The organism is Bacillus sp. DX4.1 (genome assembly GCF_030348195.1).
GTDB lineage: Bacteria > Bacillota > Bacilli > Bacillales > Bacillaceae_G > Bacillus_A.
In genome coordinates, this window is sequence record NZ_JAUCFT010000007.1 from 123,730 (window position 1) to 150,675 (window position 26,946).

At 34.1% G+C, this 26,946-nt stretch carries 23 protein-coding genes and 4 pseudogenes; 23 read left to right on the forward strand and 4 right to left on the reverse strand.

The features are described from left to right. Positions 1-279 precede the first annotated feature (279 nt). The 5 genes from QUF99_RS02700 to QUF99_RS02720 are packed head-to-tail and all read left to right on the forward strand — an operon-like array spanning position 280 to position 4,875. On the forward strand, positions 280-531 hold the full coding sequence (locus tag QUF99_RS02700; protein ID WP_289368534.1) for a helix-turn-helix transcriptional regulator: 252 nt from the start codon (positions 280-282) through the stop codon (positions 529-531). After that, on the forward strand, positions 516-815 hold the full coding sequence (locus QUF99_RS02705) for a hypothetical protein (RefSeq protein WP_289368535.1): 300 nt from the start codon (positions 516-518) through the stop codon (positions 813-815). The genes QUF99_RS02700 and QUF99_RS02705 overlap by 16 nt, the downstream gene beginning before the upstream one ends. Positions 816-831: 16 nt before the next feature. Beyond that, entirely contained in the window at positions 832-2,217 is a 1,386-nt protein-coding gene (locus QUF99_RS02710) for a tyrosine-type recombinase/integrase (protein WP_289368536.1), read from the forward strand. A gap of 29 nt (positions 2,218-2,246) precedes the next feature. After that, on the forward strand, positions 2,247-4,424 hold the full coding sequence (locus tag QUF99_RS02715) for a site-specific integrase (RefSeq protein ID WP_289368537.1): 2,178 nt from the start codon (positions 2,247-2,249) through the stop codon (positions 4,422-4,424). Continuing rightward, a complete protein-coding gene (locus QUF99_RS02720; protein WP_289368538.1) occupies positions 4,393-4,875 on the forward strand; it encodes a hypothetical protein in 483 nt (160 codons plus the stop codon). The genes QUF99_RS02715 and QUF99_RS02720 overlap by 32 nt, the downstream gene beginning before the upstream one ends. Before the next feature lie 470 nt (positions 4,876-5,345). On the opposite strand, the gene QUF99_RS02725 is transcribed toward QUF99_RS02720, so the two are convergent. Continuing rightward, on the reverse strand, positions 5,346-5,855 hold the full coding sequence (locus tag QUF99_RS02725; RefSeq protein ID WP_289368539.1) for a GrpB family protein: 510 nt from the start codon (positions 5,853-5,855) through the stop codon (positions 5,346-5,348). Between the two features lie 957 nt (positions 5,856-6,812). Between QUF99_RS02725 and QUF99_RS28455 the strand changes: the two are divergent. The 3 genes and pseudogenes from QUF99_RS28455 to QUF99_RS02735 all read left to right on the forward strand — a co-directional run bounded on the left by QUF99_RS28455 (position 6,813) and on the right by QUF99_RS02735 (position 8,400). Beyond that, a pseudogene (locus tag QUF99_RS28455) lies at positions 6,813-7,002 on the forward strand (hypothetical protein). Positions 7,003-7,099: 97 nt separating this feature from the next. Then, positions 7,100-7,987, forward strand: a complete 888-nt coding sequence (locus QUF99_RS02730) for a hypothetical protein (RefSeq protein WP_016114242.1) — start codon at positions 7,100-7,102, stop codon at positions 7,985-7,987. A 44-nt stretch (positions 7,988-8,031) separates the two neighbouring features. Continuing rightward, a complete protein-coding gene (locus tag QUF99_RS02735) occupies positions 8,032-8,400 on the forward strand; it encodes a hypothetical protein (RefSeq protein WP_289368540.1) in 369 nt (122 codons plus the stop codon). 541 nt (positions 8,401-8,941) lie between these two features. On the opposite strand, the pseudogene QUF99_RS02740 reads toward QUF99_RS02735, so the two are convergent. Both QUF99_RS02740 and QUF99_RS02745 read right to left on the reverse strand, forming a co-directional pair. Next, a pseudogene (locus QUF99_RS02740) lies at positions 8,942-9,139 on the reverse strand (Tn3 family transposase); the annotation flags it as partial. After that, positions 9,135-9,404 (reverse strand): annotated as a pseudogene (locus QUF99_RS02745) (DUF4158 domain-containing protein); the annotation flags it as partial. The pseudogenes QUF99_RS02745 and QUF99_RS02740, both read right to left, overlap by 5 nt. 721 nt (positions 9,405-10,125) lie before the next feature. Here QUF99_RS02745 and QUF99_RS02750 point away from each other — a divergent pair. The 11 genes from QUF99_RS02750 (at position 10,126) to QUF99_RS02800 (ending at position 21,715) form a co-directional block, all read left to right on the forward strand. After that, a complete protein-coding gene (locus QUF99_RS02750; protein ID WP_289368541.1) occupies positions 10,126-11,286 on the forward strand; it encodes a sensor histidine kinase in 1,161 nt (386 codons plus the stop codon). 5 nt (positions 11,287-11,291) lie between these two features. Further along, the gene (locus QUF99_RS02755) at positions 11,292-11,966 is read left to right on the forward strand and encodes a response regulator transcription factor (protein ID WP_289368542.1); all 675 of its coding nucleotides are present in this window, start codon (positions 11,292-11,294) and stop codon (positions 11,964-11,966) included. A gap of 374 nt (positions 11,967-12,340) precedes the next feature. Then, positions 12,341-12,541, forward strand: coding sequence for a hypothetical protein (locus tag QUF99_RS02760; RefSeq protein ID WP_289368543.1), 201 nt, complete (start codon positions 12,341-12,343; stop codon positions 12,539-12,541). 137 nt (positions 12,542-12,678) lie between these two features. Beyond that, complete coding sequence (locus QUF99_RS02765; protein ID WP_289368544.1) at positions 12,679-13,710, forward strand: alpha/beta hydrolase; 1,032 nt, start codon at positions 12,679-12,681, stop codon at positions 13,708-13,710. Between the two features lie 576 nt (positions 13,711-14,286). Next, positions 14,287-14,967 (forward strand): helix-turn-helix transcriptional regulator, encoded by a 681-nt coding sequence (locus tag QUF99_RS02770; RefSeq protein WP_289368545.1) that lies wholly within the window; start codon positions 14,287-14,289, stop codon positions 14,965-14,967. Positions 14,968-15,031: 64 nt separating this feature from the next. After that, positions 15,032-16,312: an L-cysteine desulfidase family protein gene (locus QUF99_RS02775; protein ID WP_289368546.1), complete on the forward strand. Its 1,281-nt coding sequence runs from the start codon at positions 15,032-15,034 to the stop codon at positions 16,310-16,312. A gap of 141 nt (positions 16,313-16,453) precedes the next feature. Continuing rightward, positions 16,454-17,851, forward strand: a complete 1,398-nt coding sequence (locus QUF99_RS02780) for an L-cystine transporter (protein ID WP_289368547.1) — start codon at positions 16,454-16,456, stop codon at positions 17,849-17,851. 229 nt (positions 17,852-18,080) lie between these two features. After that, the gene (locus tag QUF99_RS02785; RefSeq protein WP_289368548.1) at positions 18,081-19,415 is read left to right on the forward strand and encodes a CoA-disulfide reductase; all 1,335 of its coding nucleotides are present in this window, start codon (positions 18,081-18,083) and stop codon (positions 19,413-19,415) included. A 45-nt stretch (positions 19,416-19,460) separates the two neighbouring features. Beyond that, a complete protein-coding gene (locus tag QUF99_RS02790) occupies positions 19,461-19,841 on the forward strand; it encodes a RidA family protein (protein ID WP_289368549.1) in 381 nt (126 codons plus the stop codon). Positions 19,842-20,044: 203 nt separating this feature from the next. Continuing rightward, on the forward strand, positions 20,045-21,007 hold the full coding sequence (locus QUF99_RS02795; protein ID WP_289368550.1) for a helix-turn-helix transcriptional regulator: 963 nt from the start codon (positions 20,045-20,047) through the stop codon (positions 21,005-21,007). A gap of 75 nt (positions 21,008-21,082) precedes the next feature. Next, the gene (locus tag QUF99_RS02800) at positions 21,083-21,715 is read left to right on the forward strand and encodes a type 1 glutamine amidotransferase family protein (RefSeq protein ID WP_289368551.1); all 633 of its coding nucleotides are present in this window, start codon (positions 21,083-21,085) and stop codon (positions 21,713-21,715) included. A 285-nt stretch (positions 21,716-22,000) separates the two neighbouring features. Here QUF99_RS02800 and QUF99_RS02805 read toward each other — a convergent pair whose 3' ends face one another. Next, positions 22,001-22,213 (reverse strand): DUF6366 family protein, encoded by a 213-nt coding sequence (locus QUF99_RS02805; RefSeq protein ID WP_289368552.1) that lies wholly within the window; start codon positions 22,211-22,213, stop codon positions 22,001-22,003. 760 nt (positions 22,214-22,973) lie between these two features. Here QUF99_RS02805 and QUF99_RS02810 point away from each other — a divergent pair. From QUF99_RS02810 to QUF99_RS02825, 4 genes and pseudogenes are all read left to right on the forward strand, one after another. Next, a complete protein-coding gene (locus QUF99_RS02810) occupies positions 22,974-23,120 on the forward strand; it encodes an aspartyl-phosphate phosphatase Spo0E family protein (protein WP_289368553.1) in 147 nt (48 codons plus the stop codon). A 143-nt stretch (positions 23,121-23,263) separates the two neighbouring features. Further along, positions 23,264-24,694 (forward strand): IS4 family transposase, encoded by a 1,431-nt coding sequence (locus QUF99_RS02815; protein WP_289368096.1) that lies wholly within the window; start codon positions 23,264-23,266, stop codon positions 24,692-24,694. 139 nt (positions 24,695-24,833) lie between these two features. Continuing rightward, positions 24,834-24,956: pseudogene (locus QUF99_RS02820) on the forward strand (IS6 family transposase); the annotation flags it as partial. A 135-nt stretch (positions 24,957-25,091) separates the two neighbouring features. Next, positions 25,092-26,780 carry a sigma-54 interaction domain-containing protein gene (locus QUF99_RS02825; RefSeq protein ID WP_289368554.1) on the forward strand — a complete coding sequence of 563 codons (1,689 nt, stop codon included), beginning with the start codon at positions 25,092-25,094 and terminating at the stop codon, positions 26,778-26,780. Positions 26,781-26,946 lie beyond the last annotated feature (166 nt).

A 26,946-nucleotide genomic window follows, 5' to 3' on the forward strand; every position in this document is an offset into this window, starting at 1 on the left:
GACGCATGTTGTTTAACAATGTAGTTTTAAGGCGTATCAACACTTTGCTTGATACGCCTATTTTTTATGGTTTTTTCTTCGTTTTATCACTACATTTTGTAGACTTATCGAAACTTTTATCACTACATTTGAACTTTTTATCATCACTTTTATTATCATATTAAATTGATCGAAAATACAGAAAATAATTGTTGACCTCCCTTTATTAGGTAAAATAAAATGAAACATATAATCTGTTTAACAACATAATGAGTTCGCTCATTTTTAAGGAGGATTCATATGGAGAAGTATTTTACGGTTAAAGAAGTAACATCCCTTTTGGGCTACAAGAATGAAGAAACTATAAAAAGAAAGATAAAAGATGGGATGTTTCCAGGTGCAATCCAAAACAGCCGTAAAGAAGGTTGGAAGATACCAGCAAGCGATGTTGCAGCCCTAACGGGCTCTCCAAAAAAAGCTAGCCAGAGTAAAAGTACACCAACGTCTACCAATTACAACAAGTCTGAATTAATCAAATGGGTATTCAAATAGCCAATCTAGAATCCCCTTCGGAAGAATTACATAAAGTTCTCACCTCTTTACCATTGGAACGTGCACTTGAGATTTGTCTTATAATGCGTCAGCAAAGCAGACCCATTGATGATTATTTCAAGTTTTTCAAAGCAGCTCAATCGAAGAAGTGGAAACCAGATCCAATTACAATTGAAAAGAATAAGAGTTTAGTGGATTTAACACAGCGAGACTATGAGGAGATGGTTTTAGACGAACAACGGACAGGAAAAGTCTCGTTGTACAATTGGCTAGAACAAGATTAAAGGTGGTTGAACTAAGATGAAAACCAGTTACTATTATCATGTGAAATGCCCCGAAGGGGTAAAAGCCAAGAAGTTCAAATTGATTGTGCTGGATAAACATAATAGACCTTTTTTACCTTTTACAGTTTTTTACAAAGAGGCGCTAGGTAGAATTTCGGATAGTAGCGCAGAGTCCTATCTAAAAACACTCTATACTTTTTTCACCTGGTTACATATTGACAGTAATTATCAAGGAAGAACTGTAAATTGGGATGATGAACTCCACATTGTACGGATAGCCATAGAGGATTTTTTGATGCATAAAGCCCATTGTAAGGTTACAACAAGCGATAGCAAAACGTATTACAATGTAAAGTTAACAAATAAAAGTCCTAATACTGTCAGTAGGATGTTAAGTGCTTTAAAATCTTTCTACAAAATCATGATACATGTGAAAATGTACCTTTATCCCAATCCACTTATTGATGCACATGCTATTTTAGACGAGTATGAAACGCAAATAGAGGGTGTTAGAGAAGGAAAACCTAGAATGCCTAAAGAGGCAGGTACAGAAGAACCTTTACCTAAAGGAGCTCGAAGATTAACCGACTCCTTTTTTAAGATCATAAATGGCGAGTGGAAACCTCAGATTATTGATGATCCTTACCTCCCCTTTATGATTTATAAGGCTGGGAAGGACAGTAAATGGAAGCTTAGAGATGAGATTATTACAACAATACTATTTCAAACCGGGGCAAGAGCGACAGAAGTTATCAAACTTACATTTGGAGACTATCGTGCTAGGTACAATAAGGGTGAGTTTGCCACCTTTAATAAGGGAAGCCATGGAAAAAGAACAAAGTTTTTGAAAGTAGATAATGACACGTTAAAACTACTTGATCGTTATATCCATGGTGCTAGAAAAAAAGTTGATAAAAGTGGTTTAAACATGAATGACATGCCTGATGAAATCCCAATATTTCTTAATCAGTATGGAAATCCCTACACTTATGATGCCTTTTTAAAAAATTGGGTAAACATCATGGGAAAAGCAGAAATAAAAATCAATATTCATAAAACACGTCATTGGTTCGTGACCCGTAGCATTCGGATGATTCGCGAAAAATACAAGGATAAAGTAGAACAGGACAAGGCAATTGAACGATTACGAATTTATATGGATTGGAGCGAAAAAGCAGACACAATAAAAGTCTATGAGCACTACGTTGATGAAAAGGATTATGTGGTAGAGCAGCATGATAGATTGCTAGAAAAGATGAAAAAGGATCAGGAGGAGTATTTAAATCAGCTAAAACCTCGTAAGAGGGCTAAACAACCTTTGGTTGAACCTCGAAATAAGACCGCTCAAATGTCTGAAAAACAACATGATTTGATGGGTTTTATTAATGAATTGAATAGTTAATCTATAAATAAGCCTAAGGGTGTGGAAATGTGATTGATGAATTAGAAAGCAAACTATGGTATCGAGATTTAAAAGGAAAAGTTGATGACAACATCCTTGCCTATCATGATGAACGAGGTTATCTTTGGGAGAAGGTTAACCCTGAGCATTTAGGTTACTTCAAAAATAACGCTTGTGGTTATCTTTTTACAAACCATGTAGCATTAGGGTTGATGGTAGAATCCAATAAAAACTTGAACCCTAAGACTATTTACAATACTTTATGTGATGTAAATCTTGGTCTCAAGGAGCTCTTTCAAGAACTCAAATTAGTAAGCGTTAATGATTTTGATGTGGATATACATCTGTCTGATTACTTACGGGGGGAAATTCTCCCCTCCCATTCAGATTCTAAGAAAAGCCGCTTCTTTAATGCGTATAAACGTGTTTTAAGAAAGGTGCATAAGTGGTATTCGACCAAGTTGACAAAGGAACAACAAGAAGTGTTCGCCCCTTTTTTACTTCCTCGAACGTACCTGGACAGTAGAGATTTTAATGTTAGAAAATCAGCAATGAAAGCTGCCAAAAGTAAACGGAAGTCTGAAACGGACGCAATTGCCAAAGAATTTATAAAAATTCGTGCCGAAGGTGGGTTTCGTTTAAACCAAGTTAGACGTTTGCGACAGAAATATCTTGAGGTTGTAAAATTAGTACAAGATAACGGATATACTCTTCCTTTTGAATTTTCTTATACCGAAAACGAAGAACGCGGAGATAGATCGAAAGAGCTTTTTTCTTTTCGATTATGGGATAAACCGTCTTTCGTACTCCATCATAGTGATAACTATACTTCAGCAACCATTAATAATGCAAAGTCACGAAGGGCTACTTATTCAGAAGAAAATAACGAATACTTCGTCGAGTTTTTAAAAGCAGAAGTATTAGATGATGAAACTGGTGAACCAGTAGAAGAAACCGAAGGTTTTTGGTTTTTGCCTATTTTGGAACATCAATTAATCGGATTTTGGCATCAATATTTAAGTGCAGAACAAATAAATGAAAAGTTGAAAATACTTAAGGTGTACGGTTACAGGGAATCAGATTCAGAAAAGATTAATGTGCCTTTCGAATCCAATCATAAAGGCATTTTAGCACAAGGTAAATTTATAACTAGCTCTCAGAAATATGCCGATGGCATTTTAATGAACGTTGAGGTTTTGTACATTACAGCTCTCTTTGGTGCGACAGCACTAGATATATTTACGTCTTCAGGTGCAAGGTTAGGTGAAGTGGCGCAAGTTCATCTTGGCCTTGGGTGTTTAGACCAGGTAGATATCACTGATCCCGAAACAAATGAAGTAAAAACATCGTACATATTTAGAGCTATTCCGAAAGGAAGAGATAAGCTAGCAGTTTTTTATACGACCAAGGATACTTTTGATTTAATATATGAGATTGCTTTTTACCTTAGAGATCAACATTATAAAGGCTCAATTCCAATAGTGGATTTTCTTTATTTGAAGAAACAAGGTGAATTACGACCAGACCAACCTTACTTATTTCAGCTTCATAGTAAACATTTTAAAGACAAGACTTTTTCATGTGTTTTAAACTTCATCTGTTTTGGATTGATTTATGAAACACAAGACAAGAAGTTGGTAAAATTGAAACCGCACTTATTACGCCACGGTTTCGCAACACATGCAGTACAGGCAGAAGAACTTCCGATTGATGTCGTGGCAATGATTCTTAATCAAAAGGATTTAGACGTTACAAAATATTACTCTCAACCTACCCAAAGCCAAGTAGCCGATGTTGTGTCCGACTTTCATACTTCCATGGCTACTACAACTGATATGATGCAAGAAGTTTTAAGACAACCAGAAGAGATACAAGCCCTTTTTGAGCGTCAAAGAGAGATCAGCGGACCATTTAGTAAAACCGTTGGGGGTACATGTGTTACTAACAAGATTTGTCCAACAAAACTTGCATGTGTAGGGTGCGCTACTAAAATACCTGAACCAGAACAAAAACATGAATTACTTGATTATCTAGAATGGGCAGAAAAAACGAAGGATCATTACCAGGAAAAAGGTTACAAACTGGAAGTTTTGAAAATAAAAAAAACGATACATGATGCGAAAGTTGAATTGAAAGAAATAGCATTAATTGAGGAGTATAGGAGAGATAAAGAAAATGAGCCAAGAATTATCATTAGAAAACCGTAAAGGTGGTTTAGAAAATGATTACGAGAAACGAAGGGTTAACTCTTTTGAACTAGGTAAAAAGGCAATAGATGCCCTCCTTACGGAGGGCAAAGAAGTTACCTTGCACAATGTATCTAAAAAGACAAAAGAACTTGATGAACAAGGTAAAGGGATTCATTTTAACACTATTAGAAATCATGAAAAACTCTATGCGTATTATAAAGAAAAGAGTAAGAGCTATAAGAAAAAACAAAAAGAGCTAGGAAAGCATCTTCCCTATCGGGAAAATGAAAAACATACTTTTCATGAGTTCGAGCAATTAAAGCCGGACAGAAATTTAAAGAATGTGTACAAACAGTATATGCGTTTAACAAAGGCTGAATTAGCAACGCGTTTGATAGAAGCTGAGCAATATATAGCAGAAGGAAATCTAGAGTATTTGGAAAAGTTATTTGAGACATACGAGGGATAAAAATTGAATTAAAACAATAATTTGTCGTTGTTCCCACATAATAAAATAGTAAACAAAGGTTTTATTTAGTTTACTATTTAAAAAATAATGAACTACAAATATAATTAATGTATTACATAAAGAGACATGAATTAGTTCTAAAATAGCTTCAAAACGATAAGTGATTTACATGGTTAATGATGTATACCGGAGGACCAATTAAATGAGTGAAATTAATAAAATCGCAGGTGAAAATATAAGAGTATTCATTGAGTCTAGGGAATTAAAGAATTCATTTGTAATGGAGAGTATATAGAGATAATAAAGTCGTTTAATTATATTCTTAAAAATAAAGTAACCATTTATCTGTACGCTGATAGATGGTTACTAAAAATGTTTAAAAGGTTAGCTTTTCTTTCGCTTTACGATTTTTTAAGAATATTAAAGTTGTTTAATTTCGGAAGGCGAATAGTTACACATAGCCTCCTTTTTTAATTATTTATTTTAGCCAATATAGATTTAACAAAGTTTGTTTTATCATCTGCATATTTATGTTTATCATTGGGATTAGCCTGTGAAAGTTGAATCTTTAACTGTTCATACTCAATCCGAGAAGTTTTATTATTTTTTAAGTAATCTCTAAAACACAATTGTTCAATTAAATATTTATTACCCTTTTCATACATATGAATTTGATGTGTTCTCGGCTCTCCCTTATTAAAATAATATCTTTCAGGTAATACATCTTTTCTATACTTATAATTTAACTGTTCTAACTTAGCAATACATTTCACACCATTTTCAAAATTCTTTAATTCAATCGCAATATCAATAATAGGTTTTGCACTCAAGTGTGGAATAGAAGTACTTCCAATATGGTGTATTGCCAAAATGTATTCTCCAATTTGTTTTTCAATTAGTTGTTTCTCTTTTAAAAATTCGACTTCCCATTCCTCAGTCCAAGGAACTAAAAAAACTTCACCACGGGGTAACCCTAACATTTGATTAACTCCTCCTGCATACAGCCCTTTTCTTAACGAAATATCGAAATATTCTCTCTTTTATTATATAGCATACAAATGAAAAGATGGTGTAAAATTCCAATTCAGACCGTCTTTTTAAATAACTATTTTATTTTTAAAAGGACTTTATTATTTTTTTAACAACTTTATTATTTGTGTACAGAGAGAGCTGGAATTGGTAAGAATGCTTTTTATGATATGTTGAACGGCAAGGGTAACATAGAAGAGCATATAAAGAAGCACTTTTGAAGCAAGTTGCTGGTGGAGACAACAATCACGACCTGAAGGACGGTATAGAAGTGTTTTTTGTATTTGTTGCATTAATAATAGTGCTAAAAATTTGTCTAATGCTCTGTGAGCTATCTTTCGGTCTGTTGCTTCTTTCAATTTATCTTGAAGTTCAGAAATCATATATTTGAAGCGAGCAATCTCTTTGTCAATACTTTATATATAATATAAGAACCTATTATTAATTATATTTCTACATACAGTAATAACAGCCCTGCACTCCACCTAGATTCAGTTAACATACATTGTTATTAACGAAAATTACAAATGACTAAATGTCCCCTGAGAATTCGCTTTTATTCCCTGAATATTACATCATTGAATGTAATATGAATCTAAAATATACAATAAAAGTTGATTTGGAGTTATTTTTTGTTTACTTCACTTTTTCCGCACTCTACTGTGGATTTGAAATAAAGTTTAATCGTTTATAACAAAGTTTAACCGTTTTGAAAAAAGATTAACTGTTTATAAAAAAGATGCACCGTTTTATCCCTTTGGATTTACTTATCTATGGGGATATTTTTATTAAGAAAAGAAACAAAATATATAAATTGAATATAAAAACGTTTTGATTCTTTAAAAACATTCCATAATTTAGTATTATTTATATATGGAATATTTTGTTTGTACGAAAGGGGTAACTTGATGTTTTTTCAAAAATATAAGGGTTTGATTCTCGGGATAGTTGGTGCTGTTATTTTGGCATTATCCGTCATTTATCTTAAAGATTTAGATTATATATAGGGCGTGTATTAAGATATTTTCTTTAACATTAATAATTATAGGATGGGTTATTGCCTGTAATTCGAACCATTTCTATAAAAAAGGAGAATAATAAAAAAATAGAAAAGTATAAAAAGGGTTCATTAATGAAAAATGAGGCAACGTCCATAGTTAGAATTTGAAACGGAAAAATATAGGAGAGTAGAATAATGAAAAAAATTGTTAAAGTGATTGGATTTTTTCTTTTTAGTCTACTATTAATGGTAGGATGTACAAAAGAAAATAAAGTTTCTAGCGCAGATCTTTCTGATGATATTAATAAATTTGTACGTAGTAATGGTTTTATAAACTATAATGCTGTAGCTTCTAAGTTTAGTGAGAATGATGTTGGTTATATCTTTCCTTATTCCTCTATATCTACAAAGAAATTGCAGGAAAATAGATATGAGACCGTAATAGAAGGAATTATTGATGATAAAAAAGAAGAACCGTATGGAAAATATTTAACACTTACTATAAGTGCTAAGCCAGATGAAAAAGGACATTTAAACTTAGATGAATTCACAACTAAAGATGAATTTAATAATCGGTTTAAGATTATAAAGGTAGAAAAAAATAAAAAGAATTATGATATATTGATGAATAAGTATAAAGATAAAGTTGACATAGGGTCTATATTACCAGAAGACATATCAGCAGAGAATCCAATCCATAAGAATACTATGTATAAAAATATCGAAAAGTATTATGAGATTCCTAATCAGACGGAAGAACTTTCAGAAAGTTATGCAGAGGCATCGGGCATAACGGAACAACTCAGCAACTGTATAAGAGGTTCTCAAGAACTTGGTACTATGAATGAACAAGTTAAAGAGGGCTTATCTTCAAAAATTAATGAAAATCTTTCAAAAGAAGAATTAGGAAAATTAAAATACACACAAACAGCGCGTATTTCTAAAAATTATTATATTGTATTACTTTTAGAAAATGCTGTTGATAATATAGAAGATGTAAAAGCAATTATAATTTTTAAAGATACCGATCCCAAAGATACAACATTATCGTCTTTAGAATTTATTGATTTGAAGAAAAAATAATAGCTTTATAGCACTATTTAAAGAAGAGGGAAGGAATTATTTTTATGTTATTTATTTGGAAAAGAAAAGGTCTTTTAGTTCCATTAGCCTTGTTTTTGGGGTATATACCTGTTATAGCTCTAGCGGGTATGAGAATGGATATGAATATTGAACTAGGAAGTTTGTTGAGTAAATTAATTGGATTTGTAATGTTATCATTGATGTTTTTACCTGCTTTAATTAACTATCTTTTTACTAAATATTTTGTAAAAGATGAAGGTATTAAGATTGTGACTGATGAAGAAGGAAAACAATATAAAATTGACACTTATAGTAAATTTTTCTTTATAAGAAATTTTACTTGGACATTTATATTTTTGATATTTGATATCATCATGCTGATAAGAGCCATTGTTGGTTCATTCACCAATTAATCGTTATCTAAGTTTTAAAACCTAGATTATGTAGAAAAAGAAGTTAGACAATAATTATAGAGTATTGTGGAGTAACTCAGGTAGAAAATGATCAAGCTTTTTTATAAAAACCAACTTAAATTTGCTAAAAAAGAATCCATTTTGATCAATCTTTTTTCAAGGTGGATTCTTTTTATTTATTGAAAAATACCGGTTTGAGAGGGTGATTCTAATCAAACTTTATTTCAAAGCAACATCTACATCTAGGAGGTAAATCCGTTGATCACGGCAGGACTTTATCAATTCTTCTTTATTCTTTTTAAACAGTCGTGATAAAAAACAAAGACATGTCGTGACAAAAGGAGTGGATTACCCACTCCTTTTTTATTTTCTTATTATTTGTTTAACAACATGTATTTATTGTTTATTCGAGCCTCAAACTTTATTTCTCTTATCTTTCAGTAAAACTTTAAATCGTTAGTCATTTTTAAATCATTCCTTAAATACATGTCTACAATGAAAGAACACACTTTAATTCTAATTTTTTTATAAAAAGGTATTGATAACCAGCTGTGTCTGTAAAATATTCTTCTATATTTAAATCAGTTTCATGATGTAACAAACCATCCAAAATATGAATCGCATCTCTTGAATTAGTATGAATGATCTTTGTGTAGTAGGAAGAGAATTGATCGCTTGTAAATCGATAAATAGTAGTTCCTTTTTCTGTTCCATAATGAGGATTTGCATCAGCATGGAGTGGTACCAATTTGTTTTGCTATGTAATGTATAACGGATTCTGGGATATTTTTAATATGAGTATAGGACCAACCGGGATACCGAAGAACGGCTAATTGAACAGCAAACCCCAAACGATTTTCTTCTCTCCTTCGCTTATTTATGATTTATAAATCTCGGTTGGAAAAAGTGTAGTAGGTTCCCAATATCCATTCATCTTCAGGAATTTGCATAAGAGTTTGTCTCTGATCTGGTGTAAGTAATTCTCTTCCTCTTGCAATGTTCATATTGTACCATCTAATTTATTTAATTATTCAGTTTATTGGTACGGTTATATATCAATAGAATGTACTCAATTGGGATGGCGGACGATTTACTGATTTCCCTAAGGTGAAAGTGTCTTAAATGACTTGTACCAAAAGTCAGATTGGAAAATTTTTAAAATATGGTGGGTTATTCCTTGAATCGTTGCCGTACGCTTAATAGCAAGTTTCTGGATCGTGATGTTTTTAATCTTTGGTGAAAGCTTGTTACAATAAAATAGAATTATATTGGGTACAAAAGATAATGAAAAGGGGGAAAGAAGCTAAATGAAATCAACAGGAATGACTCGAAAAGTAGATGGATTAGGTTTATCAAGACCTAAATCAAAAAAAATCATAAAAAATAAGGGATGCCACATATTGTACATAACTAATATGTGACATCCTTTTACTTATTTGTTCACGAATAATAAAGGTGTTTAAAAATAGCGATGGGATGATGGAAGTTCATGCCATCTTTTTTATTTCATGTATAATAAAAAATGTGATATTCCGATAATTTAATTAACATAAGGGCAGTATTAGTAAAAAGGAGGAGAATGATGGATAAGTTATTACAAGAAATCGTAAATTGTGTTAAGTGACAATAAATTTGTTCAATTTATCTTCTCCAGGCATGATTCGAAAATGGTGAAGTAGTTTTAGGAATGATGGTATAGACGTCGAAGATGGGGGGGATAAAAGTATGAAAGCAGTAATGGATCAAAGGAAATGGCATTGGTTGGACTATTTTCTATTTCTCATTCGTACGATATGGATCACTTCTAATGGCTACTCGATATTCGTTAGTACGACAGGTTCGGAAAAGTGGGTTTTACTTTTATGGGCTAGTTGTTCTTATATAATACCCCATCTATTTTATCGGCCTGGGCTTATAAAATTCCAATATTATTTAATTGCCGAGGTGTTGTTAACGGGTTCTTGGTTTATTTACTTATCGAGTCAATATGAAATATCAGAGACTTACGGTTTTTTATTCGTGCCTATCCTTACTGTTGCTTATGCTTGTCAAGTTAAGCCGTTAATTTGGTTAGGACCTTTCTTATACATCTCAATTTTTTTAGCTGGTACATGGGCCGGCAATCTCTTCACTGATAAGTTTGTTGACACAACTATTTTTTATGGTATTGGGTTATGTTTAGGAAGGATGACCATTGTCAATAACGCTAATAAAGAGTTAATTGCCTCTATTGAGGAAAAAAACAGGGATTTGGAATATTACTCAAAAAAGATTGAGGAACTGACGATTAAGGAAGAACGAAATAGAGTTTCACAAGATTTGCATGATACAGTAGGTCATATTTTCACATCGGTCATAACAAGTTTAGATGCCCTTCCTTTTCTATATCAGGCAGATAAAAAAGAAGCAGAAAAAAGTATAAAAGAGATTTCAGATTTAGCACGAAATGGATTGAACGATGTGAGAAAAACAATTCACCAGATGTCGCCAACGAATCATCAAACGCTTGTTGAATCGGTGAAAGAATTGATTGTTGATTTTATGAAACATACATCAACGGATATAAAACTGAATGTCGAAGGGGAAGCGACCAAAGTCGGTGAAAGGATAAAGTTTGCCATTATTCGTTGTATACAAGAAGGACTTACAAATGCGAAAAGACATGGTCAGGCAACTGTTATTAAAGTAAATATTTCGTTTAAACAAGAAGAATTGATTGTTCTTATTGAAGATAATGGAAATGGTTGTAATGAATTGAATTTAGGGTTTGGCTTACGCTCAATGAAAGATCGAATATCGGCATTAGCGGGTACAGTTAACTTTTATTCTAAATTGAATAATGGTATGAGGATAACGTGTAACATACCTATGGCAAAGGAAGTGTAATTATAATGATTAAAGCGGCAATAGTTGAAGATCAAGAGATTTTAAGAAAAAGCTTAAAAATTGTGATTGAAAGTATTTCTGACATTGAGATTGTTGGAACTGCGGAAAATGGAGAAAAGGCTATTGCTTTATGCGAAAGGGAAAACCTTGATATTCTTTTAATGGATATTCAAATGCCGGTGATGGATGGTGTAAAGGCGACAGATGAAATTAAAAAACGTTGGCCCAATATAAAAGTTATAATACTTACTACTTTTCAAGATGTTACACACGTTTTGAATGCCTTAAATGCTGGTGCAGAGGGTTATATATTAAAGGCTGTTGATCCTGAATTTTTAGTTCAGGGAATTAAAATGGTGTATCACGGAGGTTCCCTCATTCCTCAACAATTAGCAAAAGAGGTGTTTGGTCAGATGCAATCAAATAATAACGAACACTCGGAACAACTTGACCATAACTCTATGAATCATCCATATGATTTAAATAATCAAGAATTAAAAGTTTTAAAATGTTTAACTCAAGGATTATCCAATAAAGAAATTTCAGAAAAGATGTTTCTTTCAGTGGGAACTGTGAAAAATTATGTTTCTACCATTTATTCGAAATTAAATGTAAAAAACAGATCTTCTGCTATTATTAAAGCAATGGAAGAGAGTCTTATAGAAGATAAGAAACATTGAAGTAAGAGAGTGTAGACAAAGTTAAATCGACTTTGTCTACACTCTTTTTTAATTGCAACGAACTGGAACGTTATTTTGAATTTGTTTACTCCATGGGCAATTCATAAGGTCCATCATTCACAAAATCCCACGGTGGATCGTCTTTTAGATTTTCGCTATAAAAGAGGGCATCAATAACTTTTCAATAGCCACTTATTTTTAAAGAAGTAATATATATTAGCCAATGGTCATAATTTGTCGTTTTTTTTAAAAATAGTTATGACTTATTAATGACTTACCGGCACTACAGTATATTACCTTTCATTTGTAGAGTAGAAGTATGAAATATGAAATGAAATTTAGAAAGGAGGTAAAAAAATGCATGCTCAAATCCATTGCAACTTGCAAACTGTACCCGTCTTGAAGTAAATAATGCAGTGTTTATTTTTGATGAAGTTGGAGAAGACGTAAATAAAGATACTTTAAAAGGTAATAGTAGTAGCGAAGGTGGAGCATTATTAAATAAAGATACAACAATTAAACTTACTGTAAAATTGGGAGAAAATGAAGAACATATGGAATTAAAAAATAAATAATATTCTAATTTTCTTTTTCAAGAAATGGGCGCTTTAGTGCAATAAGAATTTCAAAAATAATCAATATCCATCACATTAAATAAGAGCATGTTTTGATCAATCATATATTTGGATTGCATTAAGCAGAAAGGAATTAGATGAAAAATATAAAGAAATTAATAAAATGTATCGGAGTAATTATTATAATATTACTAATCATAGCACTTTTTTTCCCTACATGGACTCCGCATATAAAAGGTGATAACGGTATAAGTACATTAGAACAAGTAGAGATAAATGGAAGTGGTCATGAAATTATGATACGTGGCAATGATAAGGATAATCCAGTTATTATTTTTGTACATGGAGGACCTGGATGTCCGGAAATACCGTATGCTGATAAATACCAAGATTTATTGGAAACAAAATTTACGGTTGTTCATTACGACCAAAGAGCAAGTGGAAAATCATATCATTTTTTTGAGGACTATTCTAATCTTTCATCAGACTTACTGGTGGAGGACTTATTAGCTATGACGGATTATATATCAGAACGTCTTGGCAAAGAAAAGGTAATACTAATTGGTCATTCTTATGGTACATATATTGGAATGCAAGCTGCCTATAAAGCTCCTGAAAAATATGAAGCATATATTGGTATTGGACAAATGAGTGATACAGTAGAAAGCGAGATTGACAGTTTGAACTACGTTATTAATCAGGCTCAAAATGTTGGCAATACGGATGATGTTTTATATTTACAAGGGTTAACTGAAAAAATCAAAAATGGCGATACGTATACCCCACGAAATTATGTTATGAAATATGGTGGGTCTTCAAGACTTATTGATAACCCCGATGGTAATAACATAGGTATGTTATTCAGTAGTGAGTATAACTTATTAGATGTAATCCGTTATAACTATGGGTTATCCTATTCTCAAAAGATTTTGTTAAAGGAAGATTTAAAAAATCCATTACCTACTATAGTAACAAAACTTAAATTACCGTGCTATTTTATCATGGGTAAATATGACTATAATACTTCATCTAATGCAGCAAAAAAATATTTTGATATGATTGAAGCCAATAAAAAAGAATTTATTGCTTTTGAGCAATCAGCTCATTATCCACAATTTGAAGAGAAGGAAAAATTTTATAAATGGATGTGCGATACATTTATAAAATAAAAATATATAAATAGGGTAGCTTTTTTCTTACTTTGAAAGAGGGATTGTGAAGAATTGTACTTAAGCTAACGGAGGCTTTAATTGAACAAAATTAAACAATTTTATTATTCATTCTTGAGGATAAACATAATTGTAAAAATCTAAAATGAAACAACTTTAAAAAGCCTTGTTACAGGTTTTGGTGCAAAAAGAGAATAAAATGCATATATTCCTAATGGAATTGTATCTTATACTGCAAGTCCAAATAATTGATGGATGAATTCTTTCTGTTTTTGGACAGACTGGTAATGCTTCCATTTGAATACATTTTCCTTTTCCATACTGATCACACACCTTTTTAGAGTCATACTATCAGTATGTCCAAGTTTAGGAGATTGCTTGCAGGAATCTTGGAGTGTTTGCACCAGAACCGGCTTGCTTGCAATGCAAATATCTAGGGATAGAAAAAAATGTTAAAAGGGTTCAAAAATGTTTTGTAAGCACTTACATATTGTGATATTATTAAATTGTGATAATAAACTATCGTGATGATAAATTATTATCACATTTAGTACAGGGGTATAGGAGTAATGAAAGATGAAGAATGAAACATTATTACAGCAATACTATCCGTTCGTTACATTTCTTTCGAAGGTAGTGGGAAGAAATTGTGAAGTCGTATTGCACGATTTATCAAGGCCGGAAAGTTCTGTCATTGCTATTGAGAACGGGCATATAACTGGTCGTAAGATTGGGGACGCGCCTACAAACTTAGTGTTAAAGGTACTTCAAGAAAAAACATATTTAACGCGTGATTTTATCGCTAATTACAAAGCAGTAAATAAGGATGGAAAGGTCTTTCGCTCCTCTAGCTTTTTCATTAAGAATGATAAGAAAGAATTAGTGGGGATTCTATGTGTAAATGCTGATGTGGCACATTATGCAAAGGTAAAAGAGATGATGGATCAGTTTTTATCATTTTCTGATGAGATGGTTAATGTTGAGGCTAAACAAGCGGAAGAAGAGACACTTGCATTTGAGCAATTGCATGGAAAAGTGGAAGATGTTCTATCTGCAATTATTATTCAAACGATGGAAACATTTGACGTGCCTCCGGAGAGGCTGTCAGCGAAAGAAAAGATGAATGTTGTACGTGATTTACATGACCAAGGAACATTTCTATTAAAAGGTGGAGTATGTGAGGTGGCGAAAATGTTAAAAACATCTGAGCCAACTATATACCGTTATTTACAGAAGATTAAAGATGAAAACAATTAATTTTTTGCGAAAACTTGCTCATCATTTCACATGAGGGGTAGTTGAAAGACAGGGGGGGCAATTTGTGAACAAGAATAGTATGTTACGTGTGTTAGAGAAAGAGTTAGTCGTTGCTTTAGGGTGTACAGAACCAGTGTCGATTGCGTTAGCCGCAGCTACTGCAAGAGATTATATGAAGGGCGACATACAGTCAATCGAAGTACTTGCAAGTACAAATGTCATTAAAAATGCAATGGCGGTTGGTATACCAGGAATGAAGGCTACTGGAATTGACTTTGTTGCTGCTTTAGGGGTGTTAGCAGGAGATAGCAAAAAAGATTTAGAAGTGTTAGCCGGAATCTCAGAAGAAGATGAAGAACAAGCAATCTCTTTAGTAGAAGCGGGGAAAGTGTCTGTAGAATTAGCAGATACGTCTAAAAAGCTATACATTGAAGTGAAGTTTACGACAGACGAGGGATATGCAAGGGCTATTATCCATGATAATCACACATTTATCGCATTAGTAGAAGCGAATGGGGAGCTTGTTTATAAGAATGGATGTGGAAATACACACTTTGCCACTTCTGAAGAAGAACGTGATGAACTAACGATTCCAGAAATATATGAATTTGTTACGACTGTAGATGTAAAGGAATTGGGACTTGTAAAAAAGAGTATTGAACTGAATCGTAATGTGGCACTAGATGGTTTGTCGAATGAATATGGCTTACAAGTTGGAAAAACATTAAAAGCAAATGTATTGAAAGGAATTCTATCAGATGATTTAACAACTCATGCGATGGCATTAGCAGCTGCTGGTTCAGATGCACGTATGGCCGGTTCAACAATGCCAGTAATGGCTAACTCAGGAAGTGGTAATCAAGGGATTGCCGTAACGATGCCTGTAGTAGCCGCAGGTGAGAAATTAAATGCTTCGGAAGAAGAGCTAATTCGTGCTGTTACGTTAAGTCATTTATTAGCGATTTACATTAAAAATCAGTTTGGACGTTTGTCTGCGCTTTGCGGTGTAACAGTTGCTGGTGCAAGTGCATCGGCTGCTATTACGTATTTATTAGGTGGAGATATTGAAAAGATAAAGTATGCAATCCAAAATACACTTGGAAATGTGGCAGGGATGATTTGTGACGGAGCAAAAGCAGGATGTGCGATGAAAGTAGCAACTTGTTCAAGCGCAGCTGTACAATCTGCACTGTTAGCCTCACAAGGAATGTGTATCTCTGCTACAGATGGATTTATCGAAGCAGATGTTGAAAAAACAATTGAGAACTTTTGCCGATTAGGAAATGAAGGTTCATCGAATATGGATAAGATCATGCTAGAGATGATGATTAATAAAAGAAAATAGTAGTGATGTATCACCGTGGATGTTATTAATAATCAGTAGAGTCCATGTACATCCTACTGAATAAACCATAATCATACAGCAAACATTTCATTTGAAATTGTATTTTCCGACCAATCTATAAGTTAGAAGGAGGAAGTATGTATGAATCTAGTATATATTGCAGTCAATATGGTTGTCATGTTAGTCATGTTAGGTATTTTATATCGAATGCAGAAAAAGTATGTTTCCTTCACAAAGCGGGTATTTACGGGGTTAGGAATGGGCATCGTCTTCGGTACCATTTTACAGATTGCATTTGACGGGAATTCATCCGTCGTTAAAACAACAACAGACTGGTTTAATTTAGTTGGTGACGGTTATGTAGGATTCTTAAAGATGATCGTCATGCCACTTATTATGGTATCAATTATTTCAGCTATTACGAATTTAAAGTCTTCTAAAGGCTTAGGGAAGATGTCAGGTTTTATTATAGGAGTGTTAATTTTTACGACAATGATTTCAGCAGGTGTAGGTATCGCTTCATCGAATTTATTTAATTTAAATGCAGAGTCTATTCAAGCAGGTGATGCTGAGGCTGCTAGAGGTGAACTTTTAGAGCAAAAATTAACAGAAGTAGAAGATCAAACAATTCCACAAAAGGTACTTCAATTTATTCCAACAAATCCGTTCTTAGATATGACAGGTGGCCGTCCAACATCGACATTAGGTGTTGTTATTTTCTCTGCTTTTGTTGGGGTAGCGGCACTACAAATAAAGCGAAAAAAACCAGAACAAGCAGAGATGTTCAGTAAAATTATCAATGCACTGTATGCAGTTGTTATGCGTATCGTAACATTAATTTTACGCTTAACACCATACGGGGTATTAGCACTAATGACAAATACGATTGCTAAAACAAACGTTGATGGTCTTTTAAATTTATCTACATTTGTTATCGCATCCTACGTTGCAATTGCTGCAATGTTTATCGTTCACGGATTATTAGTTTCGTTAGTTGGTTTAAATCCAATTACGTTTTTCAAAAAAGCATTACCAACATTAACATTTGCTTTTACATCAAGAACTAGTGCGGGTTCTATTCCATTAAACATCGAAGCGCAAACACAAAAGCTAGGTATTAGCGATGGCGTTGCTAACTTCTCTGCTTCATTCGGAGCTTCCATTGGTCAAAATGGTTGCGCAGGAATTTATCCAGCAATGTTAGCAGTGATGATTGCACCGTCGGTTGGTATTAATCCGTTAGATCCTGCGTTTCTCATTCAACTTGTTGTTATTGTAGCGATCAGTTCCTTTGGGGTAGCTGGTGTCGGAGGAGGAGCAACATTTGCGGCGTTAATCGTTCTTTCTTCTATGAATTTACCTGTAGGATTAGCTGGTCTCTTAATTTCAATCGAGCCGTTAATTGATATGGGACGTACGGCTTTAAACGTAAGTGGTTCAATGACAGCAGGTGCCGTATCAGCGAAAGTACTAGGAGAAATCAATATGGATACGTATAACAATAACGATATCGATGTAGAAGAACAGCATATTGCATAAGAAAATAGAACAGATAATGGAGAATAAAAAAACGCATCGTTTCTTTTATCCCGCTATTCGCGGGCGGTAAGACCCCCACCTCAAAATTCAGAGCAAAGCGAGGAAGATAGGTGGGGGATAACTGCCTGTAAAAGCCCGATTCGTTCAACTAACCATCAGTGGGGGATGAAGAAAACACCCACTGATGGAAGTTTCACTTTATTCTCCTTCATGAAAGGAAGTAATAGAGATGAAAATTGTCATCATCGGTGGAGTAGCAGCTGGTATGAGCGCAGCCGCGAAAGCGAAACGTATCATGCCAGGTGCCGAAGTGGTTGTATATGAAAAAACGGATGTTGTGTCATTTGGTGCATGTGGGTTACCATATTTCGTTGGTGATTTCTTCCAAGATCCTAATGAGATGGTAGCAAGAACTGCAGAGAAATTCCGTGAAACTGGGATTGATGTGAGAGATAAGCATGAAGTTGTTTCGATTCAACCAGAGTCGAAGACATTACGAGTAAAAAACCTTACAACGAACGAAGAGTTTGAAGATACATATGATCGTTTAATGGTTGCAACGGGAGCAAGTGCAGTAATCCCGCCAATCGAAAATGTTCGTCTCCAAAACGTGTTTACGTTAAAGAGTATGGAAGACGGTTTAGGCTTGAAAGAAGTAGCAATGAAAGAAGAGAACAAACATATCGTTGTGATCGGCGCAGGGTATATCGGTATTGAAGTAGTGGAGGCGATGAAGGAATTAGGGAAAGAAGTTCGCCTCATTCAACTTGCTGATCGTGTGCTATCTAATTCCTTTGACAAGGAAATTACGGATGTTATGGAGGAAGAGTTACGAGGACACGGTGTACATATTCATTTAAAAGAAGCTGTGAAAGCATTTAACGGAACAGAAAAAGTAGAAGAAGTAGTAACAGACAAAGATAGTTACAGAGCAGACGTAGTTGTCATTGCAACTGGTGTACGTCCAAATACACAATTCCTACAAGATACAGGAATTGATATGCTTCGTAACAGTGCAATTAAGATTGATGAGCATGGAAGAACTTCTGTAGAGGATATTTATGCTGCTGGAGATTGTGCTTCGGTGTATCACCTTGTACGCGACGAGCATGTGTATATTCCACTAGCAACAACAGCGAATAAAATTGGTCGTATTGTTGGGGAGAATTTAGCTGGACTAAACAACTCATTCCCAGGTACGTTAGGATCTGCATGTGTGAAAGTCATGCATGTAGAAGCTGGACGTACTGGAATTTCAGAAGAAGAAGCGAAACGATTAAGTATCAGCTATCATACTGTCATTATTCGTGACAAAAACCAAACGAGCTACTATCCAGGTCAGGAAAATATTTTAGTGAAGCTCGTATACGATGCAGATACGAAAGTGATTTTAGGTGGTCAAATCGTCGGGAAGCAAGGTGCTGTGTTACGTGTCGACGTATTAGCAGCAGCGATTGCGAAGAAGATGACAACAGAAGAGTTAGGTATGTTAGACCTTTGTTACGCACCACCATTTGCTAGAACATGGGATGTATTGAATGTAGCAGGGAACGTAGCGAAATAAGTCGGATGTATATGTATAGCAAATGAATATGGGGAGGAATTTCAGATGGAAAAGAAAGTAGTATTTTCAGAGAAGGCACCAGCAGCATTAGGTCCTTATTCACAAGCAATAAAAGTTAACGGGATGGTATATACTTCAGGACAATTAGGATTTGTTCCTGGAACGAGCGAACTATACACTACAGTAGAAGAGCAAACACACCAAGTATTTAAGAACTTACAAGCAGTATTAGAAGCAGCTGGTACTAGTTTAGACAAAGTTGTGAAAACATTAGTATTTTTAAGCGATTTTAATGATTTTGCGGCAGTGAACGAAGTATATGCACAGTATTTCGAAGGCGACTTCCCAGCACGTAGCTGTGTGGAAGCATCACGCTTAGTGAAAGATGCGCTAGTAGAAATCGAAGTAATTGCGATTGCTGAATAATTCAACATATGAAGGTGAAATAGACTGTTCCAAAAGCCCTTTTAAACGACTAAAACCCACAGAGTTGAACTGCACCCCAATTCGGAAACTTTGCAACAGAACCGTTAAATTTAAATAATAAATACTGTAAAATTTACTTATTACTAATTAAGGAAAATAAACTTATATGATAGATAATAAATTCCATATAGAGGTGGATTTATATGCCTAAAATTGACAATATACTAGCAATTCTGTGGATGCTTAGTTCAGGTAAAAAAATTACTGCAAAACAAATTTCAGAAAAGTTAGAGATGAATATAAGGACTGTGTATCGTTATATTGATACACTTTCAACAAGTGGTGTACCTATAATTTCAGACACAGGGCATAACGGTGGATATACTTTATTGAACAATTTTATTGAAGCTCCTCTTTTTTTTGATTTTGAGGAGCAAACCTCACTATTTCACGCTGCTGTTTTTGCAGAAGAAGCCAGATATTATGGAGGTGAAGCACTAAATAGGGCTATTTCAAAGCTAAGCAAATATTCAAATCAAGAGCAGGAAACAAAGATAAACCAACATTTAACCAGTCTTGAAGTAATAAGTCGATTAAGTTCCCTCTCTATGGAACCTTTCTTGAAGGAGTTGGAGCAGGCCGTAGCTGACGGATACTCTGTAAAAATTCTATACCATAAAAGTGGCGAAGAGCAATCAAAGTATAGATTGTTTGATCCGTACAGAATTATTTATTGGAATAATAAGTGGTATGTGATTGGATTTTGTCATCTTAGGAATGATATCCGTAGTTTTAGAGTGGATCGAATTGAAAGTCTAATGCTAACTGAAAGTAAGTTTAACCGACCAGAAAATTTTTCAGCACGTGACTTTTTTATGAAAAACCTCCTTCCAACTATGGAAGATAAGGAAGGGCTTATTTCTTTAGTTATTAATGGAAATACAAGGACGTTGGATGATATTTGCCAACATTGGTTTTTAGGACATTATTTACAAGGACGGACTTCAAATCAAGCAGTATTTCTTCTTGAAAAAGATATGATACATGCATATGTACCTTATTTACTTTTACCGTACGGTAAATCTATTCAAGTTATTGAGCCAATAAGTCTTAAGAAAAGACTTATTGAAGTTCTGTCGGAATTAATAAAATTTCATCAAGTATGATCACTTCCCTGACGTTAGCTGTCAGGGAAGTTATATTATAATAGGCTATATCAATTGTGATTGGAGTGTTATTGGATGCAAACAAAAAAAGTTTATCTTTATGTATTTAATACAATGTCAGACTGGGAATATGGATATTTAATTGCTGAACTAAACTCAGGAAGATATTTCAAAAAAGATTTAGCACCTTTAAAAGTAGTTACAGTAGGAGCTAATAAGGAAATTATTACTACGATGGGAGGACTGAGCATACAACCAGATATTTCTCTTGATGAATGTACTCTTGAGAGTAAAGATCTTTTAGTCTTACCTGGAGGGACTACTTGGGGAGAAGATATTCATCAACCTATCTTGAAAAAAATTGGCGAAGCTTTAAAGCTTGGCGCTATTGTTGCTGCAATTTGTGGTGCAACTGAGGGCCTCGCGAATATGGGATACTTAGATTCTAGAAAGCATACAAGCAATAACTTAGAGTATATTAAAATGGTCTGTCCTAATTATAAAGGAGAAAAATTTCATGAGATGGGACCTGCGGTATCTGGTGAGAATTTGGTTACTGCATCAGGAGTAGCCCCTCTGGAATTTGCGATGGAGGTACTGAAAAAATTAGATGTATTTGCACCAGATACATTACATTCATGGTATAACCTAAATAAGACTCATAAACCTGAATACTTCTTCCAGTTAATGAATTCAATAAATAGATGAGCTAAAAAAATCAACTTAGCAGTTTTATATTAGTTTAAATAATTACCATGCTTTAGACGATGCCAAAGCATGGTTTTTGTATATAACTTAAAAATGTTTATGGAAGTAAAAAAACTTACAAAGCACTCCTGAAGTTGTTATAAATAGAACTGGTAACTAAATCTCTTTTTAATCTTATTGAACAACGGTGGGCTTTCGTTCTCTTGTGTATGCCAGTGCTCCAAAATCCTTTTAAGAGTTACTGTCCAAGGACACACCCGCATTATGTTAAGGAGCCTTTCACCTCTAACTGAAAATGTAATTGTATGTAATATAGCCTAAAATTAACACTAAAATTAATATACCTGTACCTTTCCAACCCATACCACCTACTAAATCAACTAAATTACCATTTTCGGATCTCTTTAATCCATCATTCAGAGAACCTGTAGGGTTATTTTTTAATTCGTTTTGTCTTAAGCGTTCTCTTTTTTCTTCTGGTGTTTCTTTTGAACCCATGTAATCGCCTCCAAAATCAACTCGCCCTTTACTTAATTATACAAATTTAGGGCTTATTTCATATTCCCTTAATGATCAAACTTTTTTACAAAGCTACATTTGTCTAGATAGTTGATTATTTTTATTTAATTTATAATCGCTTGTTTAGTTAATTATTCTTATTCTCTAAGGTCCTCGATGCTTCGCATCTACGGATACGCCTCCCGCTATGGGCTTCGTCCTCCTCCAAAACCAATCAAACCCTTGTACATAATTCCCCTGTTTATATTCTTTCGCGTATAGTATGTAGTCTTTTATTTTCAACTAATTTATTATTAAAAGATTATAGAAACATCGCAACTCTATTTCTAATTCACACAAAACTTCAGGAGTTTTACCGTAACAGCTTTACCTGGTGATGCAACACGGTGCAACTTTAAACGGGACGACTTTATTTCAAAGCAACATAACGCTATGCTGCTAGGTTTTATAACGCTAAAAACTATCATCAGTTTTGTTTTTAAGATTTCTTCCATACTATTAAAAGTAATGGGACTAAAGGAATGATCATTTTCATTTTAAATTCAATCGGCTTTTTCATACGGATTCCACCTTTTTTTAAGGTCATAGTATCAGTATGTCCAAGATTTATAGATTACTTGCCATTGTCTTGAAGTTTTTGCACCAGAACTAAAACAGTTTAATTATTTACAAAATATTTTAATTATTAATTATAATTCGTATAATTTTCATATCAAATAGGATGGCAGGGGGTATTGGTATGAAAGTGATAAATGTACAAGAAGCCATAGAAGAAAAAAAGAAAGAACTCATTGAGCTCATTAGAAAATATGATTTTACACATAACAAAGTCATTACCTGTAGTCAGGAATTAGATGCTTTAATATATCATTTGATGAAAAAATAACAAACATACTGTTTGAATATATAGTTGGATTCTTAGTAGGGGTACTGCCACATCGCTATCAAGCTAACAAAACAAAATTCCCCCTAAAATGAAAAAATACGCTATTCTTTCTGTAGAATCATAGGAAAGGATGGCGTTTTTGTATGTCAATTTCTGTATCTGATGAATTACAACTATTTGCTCAAGAAATTCAAAGCTTTTTATCCCCTAATATCTTACGAAATCTTGCTAGAGATGTTGGCTTTGTGCAACGAACAAGTAAGTACCAAGCCAAAGATTTAGTCGCTTTATGTGTATGGATGAGTCAAAATGTCGCTACGACTTCTTTAACTCAGCTATCTAGCTGTTTAGAAGCGTCAACAGAAGTTCTCATCAGTCCTGAGGGACTAAATCAACGATTTAATAAAGCGGCCGTTCAATTTTTGCAACACATATTAGCCGAACTTCTAAACCAAAAATTAGCCTCATTTATACCGATTTCTTCTCCATTCACTTCTGTTTTCAAGCGTATTCGGATCCTGGATTCCACCGCATTTCAACTTCCAGATATCTTTTCATTCGTTTATCCAGGTGCAGGAGGCTGCAGTCATACAGCTGGGATGAAAATTCAACTTGAGTATGACCTGTTAAGCGGACAGTTCCTACATATTCATACAGGTCCAGGTAAACAACATGATCGAACCTACGGTTCTCTGTGTGTCCCAACTATAACAGCGAATGATTTATGTATCCGAGATTTAGGTTATTTTCATTTGAAAGATCTTCAACATATACAAGATAAAAAAGCTTACTATATCTCTCGTATCAAGTCGAATACACGTATTTATCAAAAAAATTCCAACCCTGATTACTTTCAAGATGGAAGAATTAAGAAAGGTACAGAGTATATACAGATAGATATGGAGGTCTTAATGAACTCTCTTCAGCCAGGACAAACATGTGAAATATCCGAAGCCTATGTAGGAATGACTGATAAAGTACCAACTCGTGTGATTGTACATCGACTAACAAAAGAACAACAAAAAAAACGATTACAAGATCAAGCTGTAAGAGAAAAGAAGAAAGGAATGAAGTATTCTCCTCGTAGTAAACGACTCAGTGGTATCAATGTATATATGACAAATACCCCTACAGATATTGTCCCGATGGGACAAGTACATGATTGGTATTCTTTACGTTGGCAAATCGAAATTTTATTTAAAACGTGGAAATCATTCTTTCACATTCATCATTGTAAAAAGATAAAACGAGAACGATTGGAATGCCATTTGTATGGGCAACTGATTGCCATTCTACTCTGTTCCTCTATTATGTTTCAAATGCGGAAGTTACTTCTCATAAAAAAGAAACAAGAGCTGAGTGAATATAAAGCCATATATATGATTAAAGACTATTTTTTTCTTCTGTTTCGAGCAATGCAAAAAGACACCCAAGGATTATCAAAGATTCTTCTTCGTCTGTTTAACCTCCTACAGCGAAACGGACGGAAATCTCATCGATACAAGAAGAAAACAGTCTTTGATATATTAGGTGTCGTTTACAATTGTACCATGTCGGACAATCAAGCAGCTTAATAAAAAAAGTGAAACCCGTTAGGGTTTATTTGATATGCAAAATTTCCAATGATCTACACTGATTTTTAGAAAAAGAAAAAATTTTCTTCTGAAACTGGCCTTTCCTAACCTTAGCTTGATAGCGATGGGGTACTGCCACACATCCATTCTTTCTGGAGTAGAAGCCATGCATATGATCAGAAAAGAACAGATTGATTTACGGAACCAATCTGTTCGAAATCAGAAAGAATTCATCCATCAATTGTTTGGACTGGTAGCGTAAAATACAATTCTGTTAGGGATATATGCACTTTATTCTCTTTTATTTTATTTTTGCACCAGAACCTTAATCATGACACAAACTCGCCGAAATGATAGAGTAATAGTGAAAAATAGACAATTGGGTGGTGGAATCATTATGAAGCATCTTCTTCCTAGCATAGAAGACCTGTTGCAAACGAATTTTTCTTTGCTTTCCGATATGGATGACAAAAATGAAGCAGCATATATATTTAAACAGCATCAAAGTGAAGTCTGGATGTTAACGATAAATGAGTATCTTCATTATAAAAGCGAGAATATCAAAGAACTTTATTGGAAAAAAGCGGGCGTTTCCAATGAAAAAGCTGTTATTCAAGACGTGATTCAAGAAGCGCAAACATCAGGTGTTGTGGTTATTACGGATAGAGAAGGAAAAATAAAGGGCTACATCGCTTCCGATACTTTACTTTCTACATTGCTTGAATCTTATCAATATTCACAGGCCTATTTTCAAACTATGATCGATACAATGGATGGCTCGGTCTCGATTGTGGATGCGGGAGGGAAAACTGTTGTTTGGACTTCTGGTGCAGAACGGATTTTTTCCATTCCTAAAGAGGAAATCCTTGGAAAAGACATGACTCAGTTTTTTCAAAAAGAGATGTTGTTAAATAAAGTAACAATGGAAACAGGACAATTATTTCGTTACAAACAGCATAATCCTCGAGAGGACCTATTTGTCATGATTAATAGTAGTCCCGTCATCATCAGAGATCGAATTGTCGGTGCAGTGGCAGCGGAAACGGACATTACGAGTCAAGTGTTGTTGAACCAAAAGCTAATGAATGCTTCCTCAAAAATTCATCATCTACAGCAGGAAGTTTCCAGACTGCAGGCGTCAAGCGACTCTTTTCAACAAATAAAAGGTTCGAGTCAACTAATAAAGGATACGGTTTCATTATCAAGGAGAATGTCTGAAACGAATGCGAACATTTTATTGCTTGGAGAAACAGGAGTCGGGAAAGAAATTTTTGCAAAAGCAATCCATCTTTCCCAAGGTTCAACCTCTCCGTTTGTCGCGGTAAACTGTGGCGCCATTTCACCATCTTTGTTTGAAAGTGAGTTTTTTGGATATGAGAAAGGGGCATTTTCAGGGGCAGATGCCAATGGGAAGAAAGGAAAGCTGGAGTTGGCGAATGAGGGTACGCTCTTTCTCGATGAAATTGGTGATTTGCCGTTGGATATGCAAGTGAAATTACTCCGTTTTCTTCAAGATAAAACATATTATCGTGTCGGAGGAACAAAGCAATTGATTTCTCATTGCCGAATCATCGCCGCCACAAATAAAGATTTGGAAGCAATGGTCAATGTGGGTACATTTCGGGAAGACTTATATTATCGTCTTAACATTTTATCTATTACCATCCCACCATTGCGGGAACGAAAATTAGATATTATGGAGTTACTTCATCTCTTTATATATGAGTTTTCATTATTATATCATCGTATGATTGATTATGTAGATCCGCAGGTTATTTCCATATTATTAAAATACGATTGGCCAGGAAACGTTAGGGAGCTGAGGAATACAATTGAACGATTAGTATTATTGTCGGAAGACGGAAAAATCACGATAGAAGGATTACCACTAAAGATGTCGCAAGCCAATTTTCCCTTCTTATATCATGATGAATCTTTGCAAGGAGATCTCAATCAGTATGAAAAAAATAAAATTATTGAAGCTATCCGAGCTGAGAATGGCAATAAGCAAGCGGCGGCTAAGAGGTTAGAAATTTCTCGAGCTACTTTATATAATAAGATGAAAAAATTAAGTATCAAGTTTTAACGATAGATAAAAAACAGTGCTGGAAATTTGTTGCGGCACTGTTTTTTTAGTTACGTAAAAAACATTTGAGTTTGTATTTAAAGCTGTTGCTCTACACAAAAAATTTATGTAAAACCGATGAATCAAAAGTATGATTTAGGCTGTGACTTTTTAGTTGTATAAAAAG

Coding starts and splice junctions, on each gene's coding strand:
- QUF99_RS02700 (WP_289368534.1), top strand. CDS start 280: ATGGAGAAGTATTTTACGGTTAAAGAAGTAACATCCCTTTTGGGCTAC.
- QUF99_RS02705 (WP_289368535.1), top strand. CDS start 516: ATGGGTATTCAAATAGCCAATCTAGAATCCCCTTCGGAAGAATTACAT.
- QUF99_RS02710 (WP_289368536.1), top strand. CDS start 832: ATGAAAACCAGTTACTATTATCATGTGAAATGCCCCGAAGGGGTAAAA.
- QUF99_RS02720 (WP_289368538.1), top strand. CDS start 4,393: ATGAGCCAAGAATTATCATTAGAAAACCGTAAAGGTGGTTTAGAAAAT.
- QUF99_RS02725 (WP_289368539.1), bottom strand. CDS start 5,855: ATGTTAGGGTTACCCCGTGGTGAAGTTTTTTTAGTTCCTTGGACTGAG.
- QUF99_RS02730 (WP_016114242.1), top strand. CDS start 7,100: ATGAAAAAAATTGTTAAAGTGATTGGATTTTTTCTTTTTAGTCTACTA.
- QUF99_RS02735 (WP_289368540.1), top strand. CDS start 8,032: ATGTTATTTATTTGGAAAAGAAAAGGTCTTTTAGTTCCATTAGCCTTG.
- QUF99_RS02750 (WP_289368541.1), top strand. CDS start 10,126: ATGAAAGCAGTAATGGATCAAAGGAAATGGCATTGGTTGGACTATTTT.
- QUF99_RS02755 (WP_289368542.1), top strand. CDS start 11,292: ATGATTAAAGCGGCAATAGTTGAAGATCAAGAGATTTTAAGAAAAAGC.
- QUF99_RS02765 (WP_289368544.1), top strand. CDS start 12,679: ATGAAAAATATAAAGAAATTAATAAAATGTATCGGAGTAATTATTATA.
- QUF99_RS02770 (WP_289368545.1), top strand. CDS start 14,287: ATGAAGAATGAAACATTATTACAGCAATACTATCCGTTCGTTACATTT.
- QUF99_RS02780 (WP_289368547.1), top strand. CDS start 16,454: ATGAATCTAGTATATATTGCAGTCAATATGGTTGTCATGTTAGTCATG.
- QUF99_RS02785 (WP_289368548.1), top strand. CDS start 18,081: ATGAAAATTGTCATCATCGGTGGAGTAGCAGCTGGTATGAGCGCAGCC.
- QUF99_RS02790 (WP_289368549.1), top strand. CDS start 19,461: ATGGAAAAGAAAGTAGTATTTTCAGAGAAGGCACCAGCAGCATTAGGT.
- QUF99_RS02795 (WP_289368550.1), top strand. CDS start 20,045: ATGCCTAAAATTGACAATATACTAGCAATTCTGTGGATGCTTAGTTCA.
- QUF99_RS02800 (WP_289368551.1), top strand. CDS start 21,083: ATGCAAACAAAAAAAGTTTATCTTTATGTATTTAATACAATGTCAGAC.
- QUF99_RS02805 (WP_289368552.1), bottom strand. CDS start 22,213: ATGGGTTCAAAAGAAACACCAGAAGAAAAAAGAGAACGCTTAAGACAA.
- QUF99_RS02810 (WP_289368553.1), top strand. CDS start 22,974: ATGAAAGTGATAAATGTACAAGAAGCCATAGAAGAAAAAAAGAAAGAA.
- QUF99_RS02815 (WP_289368096.1), top strand. CDS start 23,264: ATGTCAATTTCTGTATCTGATGAATTACAACTATTTGCTCAAGAAATT.
- QUF99_RS02825 (WP_289368554.1), top strand. CDS start 25,092: ATGAAGCATCTTCTTCCTAGCATAGAAGACCTGTTGCAAACGAATTTT.